At 70.0% G+C, this 13162-nt stretch carries 15 protein-coding genes; 8 read left to right on the top strand and 7 right to left on the bottom strand.

The genetic code is table 11. The features are described 5' to 3' along the window. Positions 1-36: 36 nt before the first annotated feature. Entirely contained in the window at positions 37-468 is a 432-nt protein-coding gene (locus ACWEKR_RS14585) for a hypothetical protein (RefSeq protein WP_452354880.1), read from the top strand. A 19-nt stretch (positions 469-487) separates the two neighbouring features. On the opposite strand, the gene ACWEKR_RS14580 is transcribed toward ACWEKR_RS14585, so the two are convergent. From ACWEKR_RS14580 to ACWEKR_RS14570, 3 genes are all read right to left on the bottom strand, one after another. Next, positions 488-1234, bottom strand: coding sequence for a S1 family peptidase (locus ACWEKR_RS14580; RefSeq protein ID WP_452354879.1), 747 nt, complete (start codon positions 1232-1234; stop codon positions 488-490). Positions 1235-1256: 22 nt separating this feature from the next. Next, positions 1257-2072, bottom strand: a complete 816-nt coding sequence (locus ACWEKR_RS14575; protein ID WP_452354878.1) for a hypothetical protein — start codon at positions 2070-2072, stop codon at positions 1257-1259. Positions 2073-2201: 129 nt separating this feature from the next. Then, on the bottom strand, positions 2202-3047 hold the full coding sequence (locus ACWEKR_RS14570) for a DUF3097 domain-containing protein (protein ID WP_452354877.1): 846 nt from the start codon (positions 3045-3047) through the stop codon (positions 2202-2204). Between the two features lie 129 nt (positions 3048-3176). Between ACWEKR_RS14570 and ACWEKR_RS14565 the strand changes: the two genes are divergently transcribed. Next, positions 3177-3608: an NfeD family protein gene (locus tag ACWEKR_RS14565; protein ID WP_159837539.1), complete on the top strand. Its 432-nt coding sequence runs from the start codon at positions 3177-3179 to the stop codon at positions 3606-3608. Then, the gene (locus tag ACWEKR_RS14560) at positions 3608-4888 is read left to right on the top strand and encodes an SPFH domain-containing protein (RefSeq protein ID WP_159837537.1); all 1281 of its coding nucleotides are present in this window, start codon (positions 3608-3610) and stop codon (positions 4886-4888) included. The genes ACWEKR_RS14565 and ACWEKR_RS14560 overlap by 1 nt, the downstream gene beginning before the upstream one ends. Before the next feature lie 66 nt (positions 4889-4954). Here ACWEKR_RS14560 and ACWEKR_RS14555 read toward each other — a convergent pair whose 3' ends face one another. Next, positions 4955-5797 carry an SGNH/GDSL hydrolase family protein gene (locus ACWEKR_RS14555; protein ID WP_452354876.1) on the bottom strand — a complete coding sequence of 281 codons (843 nt, stop codon included), beginning with the start codon at positions 5795-5797 and terminating at the stop codon, positions 4955-4957. A gap of 115 nt (positions 5798-5912) precedes the next feature. On the opposite strand from ACWEKR_RS14555, the gene ACWEKR_RS14550 reads away from it, so the two are divergent. Then, on the top strand, positions 5913-6590 hold the full coding sequence (locus tag ACWEKR_RS14550; RefSeq protein ID WP_452354875.1) for an O-methyltransferase: 678 nt from the start codon (positions 5913-5915) through the stop codon (positions 6588-6590). Positions 6591-6600: 10 nt separating this feature from the next. Here ACWEKR_RS14550 and ACWEKR_RS14545 read toward each other — a convergent pair whose 3' ends face one another. Together ACWEKR_RS14545 and ACWEKR_RS14540 are read right to left on the bottom strand one after the other, a co-directional pair. After that, entirely contained in the window at positions 6601-7593 is a 993-nt protein-coding gene (locus ACWEKR_RS14545; RefSeq protein ID WP_452354874.1) for a zinc-binding dehydrogenase, read from the bottom strand. A 47-nt stretch (positions 7594-7640) separates the two neighbouring features. After that, positions 7641-8315, bottom strand: a complete 675-nt coding sequence (locus ACWEKR_RS14540; RefSeq protein WP_452354873.1) for a TetR/AcrR family transcriptional regulator — start codon at positions 8313-8315, stop codon at positions 7641-7643. A gap of 60 nt (positions 8316-8375) precedes the next feature. Here ACWEKR_RS14540 and ACWEKR_RS14535 point away from each other — a divergent pair, with 60 nt between their 5' ends. Continuing rightward, complete coding sequence (locus ACWEKR_RS14535) at positions 8376-9848, top strand: MFS transporter (RefSeq protein WP_452354872.1); 1473 nt, start codon at positions 8376-8378, stop codon at positions 9846-9848. 12 nt (positions 9849-9860) lie between these two features. Here ACWEKR_RS14535 and ACWEKR_RS14530 read toward each other — a convergent pair whose 3' ends face one another. After that, positions 9861-10589 (bottom strand): hypothetical protein, encoded by a 729-nt coding sequence (locus tag ACWEKR_RS14530; RefSeq protein ID WP_452354871.1) that lies wholly within the window; start codon positions 10587-10589, stop codon positions 9861-9863. Between the two features lie 246 nt (positions 10590-10835). Here ACWEKR_RS14530 and ACWEKR_RS14525 point away from each other — a divergent pair, with 246 nt between their 5' ends. The 3 genes from ACWEKR_RS14525 to ureG are packed head-to-tail and all read left to right on the top strand — an operon-like array spanning position 10836 to position 13160. Then, a complete protein-coding gene (locus ACWEKR_RS14525) occupies positions 10836-11705 on the top strand; it encodes an SDR family NAD(P)-dependent oxidoreductase (RefSeq protein ID WP_452354870.1) in 870 nt (289 codons plus the stop codon). Positions 11706-11755: 50 nt separating this feature from the next. Further along, positions 11756-12421: an urease accessory protein UreF gene (locus ACWEKR_RS14520; protein WP_452354869.1), complete on the top strand. Its 666-nt coding sequence runs from the start codon at positions 11756-11758 to the stop codon at positions 12419-12421. Between the two features lie 25 nt (positions 12422-12446). Next, the gene (gene ureG, locus ACWEKR_RS14515) at positions 12447-13160 is read left to right on the top strand and encodes an urease accessory protein UreG (protein ID WP_452354868.1); all 714 of its coding nucleotides are present in this window, start codon (positions 12447-12449) and stop codon (positions 13158-13160) included. Positions 13161-13162: the final 2 nt, after the last annotated feature.

Genomic DNA, 13162 nt, shown 5'->3' with positions numbered 1-13162 from the left:
TTAGCCGAATCGACTTCTCCGGGGGGAGAACTCTCTATGACTTATGCCGACGTGCTGACCAATGCCGCCGTGCTCGATCCGCATGCCTGGTCCGACTCCAACGTATGGACCGTGGCTCTCGATACCACTGAGGCCAGGCGCCGCAGCCGCAGCAGAGGCGGTGGTGGCTTCTCCCTCGGTGGTCTGCTGTTGTGCGTCGGGGTGGTTGCCGTCGTCATCGGCCTGATCGTCTGGCTGAGCAAGCGGGGCAAGAACCAGGCCCAGCAACAGCAGCATCAGCAGTATCCGCAGGCACAACAGTATCCGCAGCCGTATCCTCCGCAGCAGGGTTTGCCAGGGCAGCCGCAGTACCCTGCCCCGCCGCAATATCAGCAGCCTTATCAGCCGCAGCAGCAACCGCAGTATCAGCAGTACCCGCAACAGCAGCCGTATCCTCCGCAGCAGCAGTACCAACCGCCGCAGCAGTGAGTCTCGCGGTGGCGGCCACTCAGAAATCGGTGGCGTTCACCCGGGTGTAGACCGTGGGGAAACCGGGGCGCGCCGCACCGACGCCCCAGGACGTGAGGCCGGTGAGCCGCCCGTCGACGAGAAGCGGTCCGCCGCTGTCGTACTGGGCGGTGTCGGCGGCCGGAGTGCCCGCGCAGAGCATGGTGTGCGGGTCGAAGGCCGGGCCATAGGCGGCGGCGCACTCTCCGTCGGTGGCCAGTGGGACGTCCGCGGCGCGCAACCGGGTGTTGGCTTCGTCGGTTTCCGAAGTCGCTCCCCAGCCCAGGATCGTTCCGGTGCCCGAAGCGGCGGCGGCGACGGTGATCGTGGGACCGGGCTGCGGCTCGTCCAGGGTGAGGATCGCCATATCGTTCTGATAGGCGGTCGTGGTGTCGAGAACGGTCGCCCGGAAACCCGGATGGATGCGAATGTCCTTGACGTGCACTGTGTTTCCCTCACGCCCGCGCAGGTCGTCGCGGCCGAAGGTGGCGGTGAGCGTCTGCGCCAGCGGCCGTGCGAGGGCCACACAGTGTGCCGTGGTGATCACCTGATCCGGCGCGATGAGCGCGCCGCCGCAGAATTGGCCGGAAGCGCGGGTGAGGAACAACGGCGTGCCGATGGCCGCCAGCCACGGATACTCCGCGGTGGTCGCGGCGGCGCCGCCCACGATCGCCGCCGCCGGGGCGTGCAGCGTCAGACCGAGCAGAACAGCGAGGGCGGCCGTGCGGCGACGACGGGAGAAGCGCATGTCACACCGCCCGCGACATGGGTCAGCGACTTCCGCGCGCGGAGGCGTGCACGGCGACCAGACGCGCGGCGCGAATCGCGTCCCACAGCGGCCGCAGCAGTGATTCCTGCGCGCCGATCGCGCTGGCGGAGGTGGGCGCGGACGCGGGCTCTCGCTGCGCCACCGTGAGGATGGCCGCGACATGATCGGCGGTGTCCAGGATGCGCCTGGCCCGCAGCGGGATCGTCTCGGGATAGTCGTGCCGCGAGTAGTCGGCGAGTTCGGCTTCGATGAGCTCGCGCGGATCGGAATCGACGGTGCCGAGCGAGGTCGTGTGCAGTTTCATCAACGCGTCGGCGGCCTCGCGGACCGCTTCGCGCATCGCGTATTCGGCCTCGCCGAGCGACATGTCGGGGCCGGGCTCCGCGGGAATGGGCGTGCTGTAGACGGTCCACTGCAGGGTGTCGTCGTCGGCCCACTGGGGGATGAGTCCGGTGCCGTCGGCGCCCGGCACGCCGATCAGGATGCCCTCCTCCGCCTCGATCGCGTCGGCTGCGAACGCCGTGCCCGTGGGGACTCCGCGCACGTCGCCGGGGACGGGGAGCACCAACCGCAATTGTGCTCTCGGTTGGGCCATCGTCTCGCGAATCACCTTGAGCAATGCCATCATTCCGCTGCCCGGCAGGTTGCCGTGCGCGGACCAGGGTAGGTCGGTGCGTCCGCCGGTGAGGGGGTCACCCGCCGCGATCGTGTGCTTCGGCGCCCACGCGTGCAAGGCGGCCAAAACGTCGTCGGGCGCACTGCGGCCGGCCAGCCAGGAGCTCGCCCACACCGTCAGCGTCGCACTTGGAGAGCACATAATTATCGAGCATAAAGGGTGGGCGCTACCGGTGGGCATCCATGCGCAAGGGCATTGATGAGCAGCAGGGAAACCTGCGGGCGCCGTGCCGCCGGCGACGAGCGGGTCGGCGCGGATACCGCCCGGCAGCTACCCTTGCCCTTCGCCGCGCTGGTCCGGCTCGGTCACGAAATCGATGAGACGCTCCACCGCGCCGATGAGCGGAGGCTCCAGATCGCGGAAGGAGGTCACCGCGCCGTACACCCGCCGCCAGCCGTCCTGCGGGGCGCCCCAGCCCAGACGGGCGCAGACGCCGGTCTTCCAGTCCTCGTCCCGGGGCACCTCGGGCCACCGGGCGATGCCGAGGGTATCCGGGCGCACCGCCTGCCAGACGTCGACGAACGGGTGACCGGTCACCAGCACGTGCGGTCCGAGGCCGGTGGTCAGCTGGGTTTCCTTCGATCCGGTCACCAGGTGGTCGACCAGGACGCCGACCCGTCTACCCGGGCCCGGCTCGAACTCCGTGAGGCGCGCGGCCAGGTTGTCCAAGCCTTCCAGCTGCTCCACGACCACACCCTCGACGCGCAGATCGTGCCCCCACACCCGCTCGACGAGCGCGGCGTCGTGGACGCCCTCCACCCAGATCCGGCTGCCGCGGGCGACCCGGGCGCGCAAGCCCTCGACCCTGGTGGACCCGGAGGCGGAGCGGGTGGGCGTCTTCGGCGGGCCGGCCGACGGCCGCACCAGGGTCACCGGCTCGCCGTCGATGAGGAACGCGGCCTCGCGCAGCGCGAACAGGCGCACCGCGCCGCGGGCGTCCTCCAGTTTCACGAACTCGCCGTCGTAGCTGCGATCGAATCCGACCACCGCGCCGCAGAATCCGGTCGCGGCGTCTTCGACGACCAGGTCGCGTTCCGCGGCGACCGTTGGCACCGCCCTTTTCCTCGATCGAGGATGTCCGGAGAAGATGTCGCTATACCTGTCACGCCCGCTCACCTGCCTGAAGCTAGCACCGCCGCTGCGGCTTTCGCCGCACCCGGGTGGCCGCGCGTCCGGGACGGAATTCCTCCGGAGTACTCGCCGAGGTCGCGCCCGATATCATGATCGGCGCACTACAGTGGTCGTGTGGCCGCAATTTTTTGGCTGGTCGCGGGCGTTCTGCTCGCGGCGGCGGAGATGCTCACCGGCGATTTCACGCTGCTGATGCTCGGTGTCGCCGCGCTGGGCACCGCGGGCGTGAGTGCGGCGGCGGACACCTCGCTGGTGGTGGACGCCATCGTCTTCGCGGTGATCTCGGCGGTGCTGTTCCTCGGGGTGCGCCCGATGATCCGGCGTCGCTTCGGAACTCCGCCGCCGACGCCGACGAACGTGGACGCCCTGCCGGGGAAGACCGCCCTGGTGCTCGAACAGGTCGCGGAGCACTCCGGTCAGGTGAAGCTGGGCGGGGAGGTCTGGACCGCGCGGCCGATGGATACGAGCGAAGTCTATGAACCGGGTACGACCGTGTATGTCATGAAGATCGACGGCGCTACCGCCGTCGTCTGGAAGGGGCCTTGATGGCTGTACTGATCGTTGCCGCCGTCCTCGTCTTGCTGGTCGTGGTGGTGGTCTTCAAGTCGATCGCGCTGGTGCCGCAGGCCGAGGCGGCGGTGATCGAGCGGCTGGGCCGGTATTCGCGGACCGTGTCCGGCCAGCTGACATTCCTGGTGCCGTTCGCCGACCGGGTCCGCGCCAAGGTGGATCTGCGGGAACGGGTGGTGTCGTTCCCGCCGCAGCCGGTGATCACCGAGGACAACCTGACCCTGCACATCGACACCGTGGTCTATTTCCAGGTGACCAGCCCGCAGGCGGCGGTGTACGAGATCAGCAACTACATCGCCGCCGTCGAGCAGTTGACGGTCACCACGTTGCGCAACGTGGTCGGCGGCATGACGCTCGAGCAGACCCTGACCTCCCGCGACGCGATCAACGGCCAGCTGCGCGGCGTACTGGACGAGGCGACCGGGCGCTGGGGTCTGCGCGTCGCGCGCGTCGAGCTGAAGAGCATTGATCCGCCTCCCTCGATCCAGGAATCGATGGAGAAGCAGATGAAGGCCGACCGCGAGAAGCGCGCCATGATCCTCACCGCCGAGGGCCAGCGCGAATCGCAGATCAAGACGGCCGAGGGCTCGAAACAGGCGCAGATCCTGTCCGCCGAGGGCGCCAAGCAGTCGGCGATCCTGGCCGCCGAAGGCGAACGGCAGAGCCGCATCCTGCGGGCGCAGGGTGAGCGCGCCGCCGCCTACTTGCAGGCGCAAGGTCAGGCCAAGGCCATCGAAAAAGTCTTCGCCGCGATCAAATCCGGCAAGCCGACCCCGGAACTGCTTGCCTACCAGTACATGCAGACGCTGCCCATGGTGGCGCGCGGCGACGCCAACAAGGTGTGGTTGGTGCCCAGCGATTTCGGCAAAGCGCTGGAAGGGTTCGCCAAGAGTTTCGGCACACAGGGCGAGGACGGCGTGTTCCGGTACGAGCCGCCCGCCTCCGACGGCGCGGAAGTCAAGCCGGAGGACGACTCCGACGTCGCGGACTGGTTCGACACCGCGCCCGACCCGACCATCGAGCGGGCCGTGCGGGCCGCCGAGGCTACGGCGCGGACTCCGGTCGAGGGGCTGACTCCGACACCGCCTCCGCAGAGCTTCGAACCGTCGCCGCACCAGCCGGTCATCCCTCCACACGAGGCTTTCCCGGCCCAGCAGCCGCCGCAACAACAGCAACAGCCGCAGCAACCTCCGGCCCAGCGCCCGGACGACCCGCACGGCCGTCCTTGGCAGCCACCGGAGAACTTCTCGAAATAAGCCCGCATCCCGGCCGCCCCGGACTCGCCCGAGTCCGGGGCGGCCGCGTCGGTACCGCCGAATCGCTCAGCCGGGCAGTCCGGCGGCGCGGATCGCCGGGAGCATGACGTCGGCGACGCCACGCATGCCCTGCGGGGTGAGGTGGTAGGGGAGGAGTGTCTCGGTGGCGACCACGGGGTCGATCCAGCGGACGCCGACCGGCGCGCACGCATCGCGGCCCGCCGAGGCGGCGCGAGTGTCGACGTAGGTGGCGCCGTGCGCCGTGGCCACCCGGGCCACCACGGTATCGAGGCGGTCGAAGGCGGCTTGGATGGGCGCGGCGTCGGACGGGCGCAGACCGACCAGCTCCGGACAGCCGCCGTCGCGCACATAGGTCGGCCAGCCGTCGACCACGATCAGCGCCCGCGGCGCCAGGGACGAGATCTGTTGCAAGGCGGTGGCATAGGACGTCGCGATCGCCTCGATGTCGGCGTCCCAATCCGGACCGGCGCACCCGCCGATACCGGAGAGTCCGTAGACATGACAGGCGACGATGTGCTCGGCCATCAAGGCGTCGTTGGCGCCGATGTGCACTGTGACCAGCCTGGTGGCCGGGCCGAGGGCGTCGAACTGGGGTGGGATGCCCGGCCCTTGCGCGGCGGTGAGATCCGGGATGCGCGCGGAGTTGCAGGTACGGTCGTCGATTCGCAGACCCAGGTCCGCGGCGATCAATTTCGGGGTGTTCGCGGTCGAGCGGAGGCATCGAGGCGGGGACGTGACGTCGTAGTTCCGCACGCCGGTGGTGGCCGCCCCGGAATCACCCAGCGCGACGTATTCGGCTCCGCCTGCGGGAGCGGCCTCGGCGGGGGCGGTGGCGCCCAAGGCGATCAGGGAGGCGATGACCACCACGGCCCGCGCGGGATTCGTCATGTCGGTCCTGTCCGTTCCATGGTCGGCGCGATCACTGGACACGTACCTCTCGCTGTGCCGAACGCTACTCGGCGCGCTGAGCCCGCGGGCGCGATCGGGTGGCAGACTTCCAGCTATGACGACATCTGGATGGGCCGACGTGGACCGCTATCTGGTGGAGACACTGGTGGCGGACCCCGATTCCGACGCGGCGCTGGACGCGAACAAGGCGGCCGGTCTGCCCCCGATCGACGTGTCCCCGCCGCAGGGAAAGTTCCTGCACCTGCTGGCCAGATCGGCCGTGGCGCGGCGCGTGCTGGAGATCGGCACGCTCGGCGGGTACAGCACCATCTGGCTCGCCCGGGCAGTCGGTCCCAAAGGCCGGGTGATCACGCTGGAGTTCTCCGCCCAGCACGCGGAGGTGGCGCGAGCCAACCTGGAGCGAGCCGGTGTCGGCGACCGGGTGGAGATCCGGGTCGGCGCCGCGCTGGACAGCCTCCCCGTGCTCGCTGAGGAGGACCCTGACCCGTTCGACCTGGTGTTCATCGACGCGGACAAGGTGAACAATTCCAACTACGTCCTGTGGGCGCTGCGATTGACCCGGCCCGGCTCGGTGATCATCGTCGACAACGTGGTCCGCGGCGGCAGAATCGCCGAGGAGCATTCCGAGGACCCCAATGCACAGGCAAGCCGCGAGCTGGTCGAGTTGCTCGCCTCCGAACCGAGCCTGGACGCGACCGTGGTCCAGACCGTCGGCGGCAAGGGCTGGGACGGCTTCGCTTATGCCGTGGTGAACGGAGACGGCGCCGAATGACCGGCCTCGGCTAGGGTTCCAGCACCACTTTTCCGGTCGTTGCGCGCGTCTCCATCGCGCGGTGCGCGGCGGCCGCGTCGGCGAGCGCGAAGCGATGCAGGGCGGGGCGCAACCGGCCCGCGGCCGCCTCGGCCATCGCGCGATCCTCGAGGACGCGCAGATCGCCGCCGGCTCGCGCGAGCATCGGCGGGCCGATCACCATCTCCGATGTGATCCCGCGTGCGGACAGGTCGTCGGCGGAAAGCCGCACCGGCCCGTCGTCCACCGATTTGCCGGACCAGCCGTAGACCAGATGCTGCCCACCGCGGGCGAGCAGATCGATGCCGGTGCGAGCGATGGCACCGCCCACCGAGTCGAACAACACGTGCACCCCGGTATTGCCGACGAGCGCACGCACCCGGTCGGGCCAGTCCGCCAGCAGGTAGTCCACCGCGAGGTCGGCGCCGTTGCGGCGCACCTGATCCACTTTCGCGGGGCCACCGGCGGCGCCGATCACCGTGGCTCCCGCGTTCTTCGCGTACTGCACGAGCAGGGTTCCGATACCGCCCGCCGCGGCCGTCACCAGGACGACGCGGCCGGGCTCCAGCTCGGCGAACTGAAGGATGCCCATGGTCGTGCGCCCGGTGCCGATCATCGCCACCGCCTCCGCGGAGTCCAGCGCGGCGGGAATCTCGTGCAGTCGGGCGGCGTCCGTGACGGCCAGCTCGGCGTATCCGCCGGGCACCGCGCCGAGATGGGCGACGACGCGCGCGCCCAGCAGATTCGCGGGCACGCCGTCGCCGGCCCGGTCGACGGTGCCCGCGACTTCACGTCCGGGAACGGTCGGCAGCTCGGGCAACGGAAACGGCCCTGGCTCGCCTCTGCGCAGCGCGGTGTCGATCAGATGCACACCGGCGGCCGCGACCGCGATGCGCACCTGCCCGGGGCCGGGCACCGGATCGGGAACGGTCTCGTAGCGAAGGTTCTCGGCCGGGCCGAAGGCATGAAGGCGAATGGCGTGCACGGCGACTCCTGTTCGTGAGCGGTCGCCGGCCAGCCTGCAACATCAAGTCAGCTCGAGGTCAATTCGTCGCGTCGTGCGGCTCTGACCTCGAATCCGTCGCACAGCGCGGTGAGCCCGTCGTAGAGCAGTTCCTCCTGGGTCAGGTCGCGCACGCCGCTGCCCGCGAGATCCGTCAGGGCGGTCGGGACCGGTCCCTCGGCCGTGCCGTTCAACAGCGTCCGCAGCGCGTTGTCCCCGCCGGGATCCATGCCTTTGCGCGTCATCAGCTCGGCGCTGATCTCCGGCAGGGTCGCGCCGGAGATGTAGTTCCACACGGTGAAGGACATCCCGGTCGCTTCGCGGGTGGACACGCCGAGTTCCAGGAAACCGTCCACCAGCCACGCCAGACAGGCCAGGCTCTGCGGTCCGAAGCTGTAGCGCGGAGTGGCGAAGGTGAGCAGCACCCAGGGGTGCTGCCGGTAGAGGGCCCAGTCGACCTCGGCGGCGATGCGCACCCGGTCGCGCCAGGTCCACCGCTGTCCTTCGGGGCAGGGATACGGATTGCGCCGGGCCACTTCGTCGGTCATCAGCGCGAGCAACTCGTCCTTGTTCGCGACGTGGCGATACAGCGACATGGCACCCACTCCGAGCCGATCGGCGATGCGCCGCATGGACAGCGCGTCCAAACCCTCGGCGTCGGCGAGCTCGATCGCGGTGTCGACAATGGCGGCGCGGTGCAGCATGCGTACACTGTACCCGGAGTCGTGCGTACGACGTACGCGTCAGTGAGAGGATGTCGGGTGATGACAGAGGTGCAGCCAGTGCGAACCGCGCCGTCCACTCCGGGTTCGCGCCGCGCCTGGCTGGGCCTCGCGGTCCTGTTGCTGCCGGTGCTGCTGGTGTCGATGGATATCTCGGTGCTGTTCCTCGCGCTGCCGACGCTGACCGTCGATCTCGACCCGTCGGCGGACCAGCAGTTGTGGATCCTGGACATCTACGGCTTCTTGATCGCGGGCCTGCTGATCACCATGGGTAATCTCGGCGACCGGATCGGGCGGCGCAACATCTTGCTGGCGGGCGCGGCGGTCTTCGGCATCGCCTCGGTGATCGCCGGGTTCGCCCCCAGCGCGGGCGTACTGATCGCGGCGCGGGCGCTGATGGGCATCGGCGGCGCGACGCTGCTGCCGTCCAGCTTGGCGCTGATCTCCAGCCTGTTCCCGGACGCCAGGGAGCGAGCCGCCGCGATCGGCGTCTGGACGGCGTTCTTCGCCGGTGGCTCGGCTGTGGGGCCGGTCATCGGGGGCGTGCTGCTGCACCACTTCTGGTGGGGCTCGGTGTTCCTCATCAACATCCCGGTGCTGCTGGTCCTGCTCGTTTTCGGTCCGCTCGTGCTGCCGGAGCACCGCGCGGGGGCGCGGGGGCCGCTGGACCTGCCGAGCGTCGCCTTGTCGATCGGCGGCATCCTGCCGGTGGTGTACGGCATCAAGCACGCCGCCACCGAAGGCATCGATGGGCAGGCGGTCGTCGTCGCGCTGATCGGCGCGGTGATCCTGACCGCCTTCGTGCGCAGGCAGCGGCAGCTCGACGAACCGCTGCTGGACCTGCGGTTGTTCGCCCGGCCGCAGTTCTCGGTCGCCATCGGCGCCAGCCTGACCGGCATGATGTCCCTGGCCGGGCTGAGCTACCTGACCAGCATCTATCTGCAATCGGTGACCGGGCGCACGCCGCTGGCGGCGGCATTGCTCGGTATTCCGATGGCGATCGCGGTGTTCGTCTGCTCGGTGGGCGGCGCCCGGGTCGGGCATCGCTTCGGCGCGGGCGCCACCTTTGTTTTCGCCCTGCTCGCCTCCGCGGTGGGCAATCTGATGTTGCTCGGCGTCGGTACGCACGACGGGCTCTGGTGGTATCTGACCGGATCCGCGATCGCCGGAGTCGGCTACGGCCTGGCATTCACACTGGTGTCCGAGGTCGCGGTGTCCTCGGTGCCGCCGGAGCGGGCCGGGTCGGCGGTCGGCATCTCGGAGACCAGCTTCGAATTGGGCAATGCGCTGGGCCTGGCGCTGCTCGGTTCGCTCGCCGCGCTGATCTTCCGGTCCGGGGGACACTACGCGGAGACACTCGGCGAGACCATCCAGCAGGCCGGCGGCGACGTGGCGTTGATCGAGGCGGCGCGCGGGTCTTTCGTCGACGGCATGCACGTCGCGGTGGCCGTCGGCGCGGTGGCGCTCACCGCGATGGCGCTGATCGCGCGCTTCGCTACGCCCCGCCCGCGCTGAGCCCGGCCGGGGTCAGCGGCCGAAGACCATCGCCACGACCTCGGCTGCCCAGCGGTTCATCGGCCGGATGATCGCGCCGTGCACCCAGCGGACCGGGCGCACCACCAGCGCGCGCCAGACGACCGCCAGCGCTGCGAACACCGGGCGCAGCACAGAGCGGTACACCGCCCGGCACGGCGCCACCACGAGGACGCCCACGACGAGGGTGGCCACGCGCCACCCGTATCGTGCGGTCGTGCGCAGCACGCCCCACAGGGGGCGCAGCACCCAGCGCCACAGTTGTGTCAGCGGCCGGACGATCAACCACTCGACGGTGCGATGGCACACCCACGCGATGGCATAGACGACCGGGTAGACCACCCACCGCAGCAGCCAAGCCCCGACAGGACGAATGACCTTGCGCCACAGAAAGATCTCCACTGACCGCCGCAGCGGTCGCAACAGGTACTCGAGCAGGACGGACAGCAGCGGCGTGAGCACCGAACCCCACAGCAGCCGCTGGATCACCCAGCCCCACAAGTAGTCCTTCACGACGATCCAGGCGGGCCGCAGCACCCACTGCCAGAGCAGTTCGGCCGCCGGAACCACCGAATACCGTGCGATATACCCCAGCGCCGCTGCGGTGACGCGGCCCAGCAGGAGAACGCCCTCCCACAACAGGCGAATCGGGACCAGCACGACGATCGCGATGCCGCGCGCGATCCATTGGGCGCTCGATACCTGCCTGTCCGGCGTCGACACCGTGTTCCCCCTCCACTGACCACCCGGGCAAGGGCCCTGGCGAAGAATCCGTGCGATCCCACATTCGATCACACGGCCGCCGCCGGGCGCGTGAGTAGAAATGCTCCCGGCAAGCCGACGGCGCGCTACGCATCGCCGCCTGCCTCATCCGCCAGGACCCGCCGCGGCTCGTCCGGGACATGTCGCGCGCGGACTGATCGCGCGAAGCCCCGGTGGGCGCCCCGAACACCGCCTACAGTCGAATTCGTGAATCGAGCCCGGGCCGCGAGCAACGGTCGTCCGGTCGCCGAACTCGTGGCGACGCGACTGCTGTATCCCACGTCGCGTCCGCGGGACGAGGCGTTGCGCCACGCGGTGGGCGGCAAGATCGTGCTGGTCACCGGTTCGTCGCACGGTATAGGCAAGGCCAGTGCGCGCAAGTTGGCCGCGGCGGGCGCGACCGTGCTGCTCGTGGCCCGCTCCGGCGGCGAACTCGAACGGCTGGCCGCGGAGATCACCGCCGCGGGCGGCATCGCGCACACCTACCCCACCGATCTCACGGACATGGACGCCGTCGAACGGCTCGGCCGTCTGCTCCTCGACGAGCACGGCCACCTCGACGTGGTGATCAACAACGCGGGCAAATCGATCCGCCGCCCGATCGATGATTCCTATGACCGGTTCCACGATTTCACCCGCACCATCGAGGTGAACTACCTCGGTCCGGTGCGCCTGCTGCTCACGTTGCTGCCCGCCATGCGCGCGCGGCGCCGTGGGCACATCGTCAACGTGTCGACCTGGGGTGTGCGCATGCCCCCCGCGCCGCGCTGGGCCGCCTACGGTGCGTCCAAATCCGCCTTCGACGTCTGGTTGCGCAGCGTGGCGGCGGAGGTGGCCGCCGACGGCGTCATCACCACCTCCATCTACCTCCCGCTCGTACACACCAGGATGAGCGCGCCCACGGACTTCAGCCGTGTCCCCGGGCTCACCGTGGCCGAGGCCGCCGATCTCGTCTGCCACGCGGTGACCTCGAAGCCGCGAGAGATCGCCCCGTGGTGGTCGGGGCCGGTACAGGCGTGGACCGATCTGACTCGCGGCCGCGCGCAGCGATTCATGGAGCGCGCTTTCCGTCGCTGACCGGAAACGAGCGCGACCTCCGGTCGACACGACGGGCATAGGATCGACGGATGCCTGAACCCGCCGCGACCGGTCCCGAGGCGTCCGGCTTGACGATGCTGCTCGCGCTCGCCGACTCGCGGCTGCCCATCGGCGGGCACGTGCACTCCGGCGGTGTGGAGGAAGCCATCGCCTCCGGTGTGCTGCGCGACGTCGCGACCGTGGAGCTGTACCTGCGCCGCCGGATCCGGACGTCGGGGCTGGTGGCCGCGTCGCTCGCCGCGGCGGTGTGCGCGGGCGAACTCGATCCGGCGCGGGCGGAGACCGAAGCCGACGCGCGCACGCCCGCACCCGCGGCACGTGCCGCCTCCCGGGCCCAAGGCCGCGGCCTGGCGCGACTGGCGAAACAGCTGTGGCCCCGGCATGATTGGTCGCCCCTCGGGACGACACCGCATCTGTCCACGGTGTTCGGGATGGTCGGCGCGGCCGCCGTGGTGCCGCCACGGGAGATCGCGGGCGTGGTCGTCTACACGACGCTCACCGGGGCCGCCACCGCGGCACAGCGTTTGCTGGCCCTGGATCCCGCCGCGATCGCCGCGTGCACGATCCGGCTGGCCTGCTTGTGCGACCGCGTCGCCGCCGAGGCAGCGACCGGCCTCGCCGCGCTGTCCGACCCGCTGCAGGATGTGCTCGCCGAGCGCCATCGGCAGCGGGACATGCCCCTGTTCGCGAGCTGAAGCCCCGGAAGAAGGAGACCGCGCCATGCCCCCGCACCTGATCGACGGTGAGCCGCACGACCACGGTCACGATCGGCCGAAACGTCATCGCACGCCCGGGGAGGCGCTGCGCGTCGGGATCGGCGGCCCGGTCGGCTCGGGGAAGACCGCGTTGGTGGCCGCGTTGTGCAGGCAGTTGCGCGACGAGCTGTCGCTGGCGGTGCTGACCAACGACATCTACACCACCGAGGACGCCGACTTCCTGCGCAGGCACGCGGTCCTGCCGGACGAACGGATCACCGCCGTGCAGACCGGCGGCTGCCCGCACACCGCCATCCGCGACGACATCACCGCCAACCTCGACGCCATCGACGATCTCGTCGCCGCCAATCCGCCGCTGGATCTGATCCTGGTCGAATCCGGCGGTGACAATCTCACCGCGACCTTCTCCTCCGGCCTGATCGACGTGCAGATCTTCGTGGTGGACGTGGCGGGCGGTGACAAGGTGCCACGCAAAGGCGGCCCGGGCGTGACCTTCTCGGACCTGCTGGTGGTCAACAAGACCGATCTGGCGCCGCTGGTCGGCGCGGACCTCGGTGTGATGGAACGGGATGCGGCGCGGGTGCGTAAAGAGCGGCCGACGGTGCTCGTCTCGCTCACCGAGGATCCCGCGGCGACGCCGGTGCTGGCCTGGGTGCGCGAGCAACTGCGCGCGGTCGCCGAGCGGGACCGTGCGGGCGAATCCGCCGGCGCGCACTGAAT

Source organism: Nocardia sp. NPDC004573, from assembly GCF_053602135.1.
This window is presented reverse-complemented; position numbering and strand designations above follow the sequence as displayed.

Excerpts from the sequence above, each read along its gene's own strand:
- ACWEKR_RS14585 (WP_452354880.1), top strand. The coding sequence starts at position 37 with ATGACTTATGCCGACGTGCTGACCAATGCCGCCGTGCTCGATCCGCAT.
- ureG (WP_452354868.1), top strand. The coding sequence starts at position 12,447 with ATGCCCCCGCACCTGATCGACGGTGAGCCGCACGACCACGGTCACGAT.
- ACWEKR_RS14555 (WP_452354876.1), bottom strand. The coding sequence starts at position 5,797 with ATGACGAATCCCGCGCGGGCCGTGGTGGTCATCGCCTCCCTGATCGCC.
- ACWEKR_RS14550 (WP_452354875.1), top strand. The coding sequence starts at position 5,913 with ATGACGACATCTGGATGGGCCGACGTGGACCGCTATCTGGTGGAGACA.
- ACWEKR_RS14575 (WP_452354878.1), bottom strand. The coding sequence starts at position 2,072 with ATGTGCTCTCCAAGTGCGACGCTGACGGTGTGGGCGAGCTCCTGGCTG.
- ACWEKR_RS14535 (WP_452354872.1), top strand. The coding sequence starts at position 8,376 with ATGACAGAGGTGCAGCCAGTGCGAACCGCGCCGTCCACTCCGGGTTCG.
- ACWEKR_RS14560 (WP_159837537.1), top strand. The coding sequence starts at position 3,608 with ATGGCTGTACTGATCGTTGCCGCCGTCCTCGTCTTGCTGGTCGTGGTG.
- ACWEKR_RS14540 (WP_452354873.1), bottom strand. The coding sequence starts at position 8,315 with ATGCTGCACCGCGCCGCCATTGTCGACACCGCGATCGAGCTCGCCGAC.
- ACWEKR_RS14580 (WP_452354879.1), bottom strand. The coding sequence starts at position 1,234 with ATGCGCTTCTCCCGTCGTCGCCGCACGGCCGCCCTCGCTGTTCTGCTC.
- ACWEKR_RS14520 (WP_452354869.1), top strand. The coding sequence starts at position 11,756 with ATGCCTGAACCCGCCGCGACCGGTCCCGAGGCGTCCGGCTTGACGATG.